This window comes from Helicobacter muridarum, from assembly GCF_000765805.2.
GTDB lineage: Bacteria > Campylobacterota > Campylobacteria > Campylobacterales > Helicobacteraceae > Helicobacter_A > Helicobacter_A muridarum.
Genome location: NZ_JRPD02000058.1, coordinates 1 through 1,697, shown reverse-complemented (window position 1 = coordinate 1,697; position 1,697 = coordinate 1). Strand labels below are relative to the sequence as shown.

2 protein-coding genes are annotated in these 1,697 nt (G+C 28.5%); both read left to right on the top strand.

Annotation, left to right across the window (positions count from 1 at the left end):
• On the top strand, positions 1–201 hold a 201-nt coding region (locus LS73_RS09935; RefSeq protein ID WP_138070036.1), incomplete at its 5' end, for a hypothetical protein.
• A 3-nt stretch (positions 202–204) separates the two neighbouring features.
• Entirely contained in the window at positions 205–1,416 is a 1,212-nt protein-coding gene (locus tag LS73_RS09715; RefSeq protein ID WP_104692314.1) for a hypothetical protein, read from the top strand.
• Positions 1,417–1,697: the final 281 nt, after the last annotated feature.

The window sequence follows — 1,697 nt, the reverse complement described above, 5'->3', positions numbered from 1 at the left end:
CATTCTGAACCTGCGTTAGCAGGTGAAGAATCTCTAAGTAAAGAATCAAGGGATTCTCAAAGAGATGTTTCGAGCATTTGCCCTCAACACGACAAAATACCCGACACAAGCAAACTAGAATCTGAAATTGACTTTTTAGTGTATAAACTTTATAATCTAACAGATGATGAGATAAAAATTATAGAAAACAAGGAGAAATAATTAATGGAAGAGCTAACACAAGAGCAAAAAAATTTATTTGATAAATTCGTCAAAATTTTAAAAGATGAACAAAGTGCTAATAGCTTACAAATACTTTTAAACTTAATTGAAGAAAATAAAATACAAGATATTGAAACGATTCAAAAAAGACTAGATGAAATTTTTTGGAAAATCTTTCAAAAAAATGAAAATGGAGATGTTAAGAGTCAAGCATTAATTGATATACAAGATGCACAAAATAAAGCAAAGAAAATGCAAGAAAGCTACTGGAAAATCTTTCAAAAAAATGAAAATGGAGATGTTAAGAGTCAAGCATTAATTGATATACAAGATGCACAAAATAAAGCAAAGAAAATGCAAGAAAGCTACCAAAGATTTTATGATATGAAAGATTCTCAAGGAAATATTACACAAGGAATCATTACAAAATTAACAGAAGCGTGTCGGCAGATTGAACAAAATAAGGATAAAATAGCCAAATTACAAAACTTTTATACAGAAGTATTTGAGGGCATTACTGAAAATGGTGAAATCACTAGACAACCCTTAAATGAAATATTGAATAGTCATATTTCACAATTAAGAGAATTATTTTCGGATAAAAAGAAAGAATTAGAACAACTTAAAGATGAAAAAGATGAGGAATTGACCTCCTTATATGAAGCAAAAGAAAAGGAAATCAATGAACTTTTGCCTAGTGCTACTTCAGCTGGATTATCAGTAGCGTATAGAGATGAAAAAGTTGATATTCAAAAAAATATCATTTGGTGGCATAAGATATTTGTTGGTTCTATTATAGTGTTTATTGGGGTTTTTGCATTATATTTTTATCTCTCATTTCAAGAGAACTTCAATTATATGAGTTTTTTAAAGTCGTTCCCATTCTGGATTTTTAGCGGATTTTTTATTTTTTATTCCACAAAACAAATTGCAGAATACAAAAGAATAGCAAGTGAATATGCCTACAAAGAAAGATTAAATGAAACCTATGTAGGATATGAACGACAAATTGAAAAAATGCAAAACGAGGAACTAAAAACAAAACTTATAGAAATTATACTTGATTCTGCAATGTTTAATCCTAGTGATACCTTAAATTCTAAAGGAGAAATCCCTAGTATGTCTATGCTAGAAAAAATCATTGATACATTGCCGCTTGATAAACTTAAAAAAATTTATGAAAAAATAGGCAATAAATTAAAAGACAAACAATAATATAATAAGATATAAAAGCTTGTAAAAAACCTAGCAGATAAAATATGTGAATGTATAAGCAAAATTTTAATCCAAAGCCAATACTTACAAAATCTAGAATCTCGCCTTGATTCCTTGATTTATCAAGCCTATGGATTGAATGAAAAGGAGATAAACTTAATTGAATCTGAATTATCAACAAGAGAGAGAGAGAGAACAGAAATAATTGAGAATCTTTATCGTTTATATCACAAATTCTTGCAAGATTCTAAAGCTTGTCATACTGAAGCGTTAGCTGAAGT

Bases quoted from the DNA above. Each gene is read 5' to 3' on its own strand.
- LS73_RS09715 (WP_104692314.1), top strand. From the start codon at position 205: ATGGAAGAGCTAACACAAGAGCAAAAAAATTTATTTGATAAATTCGTC.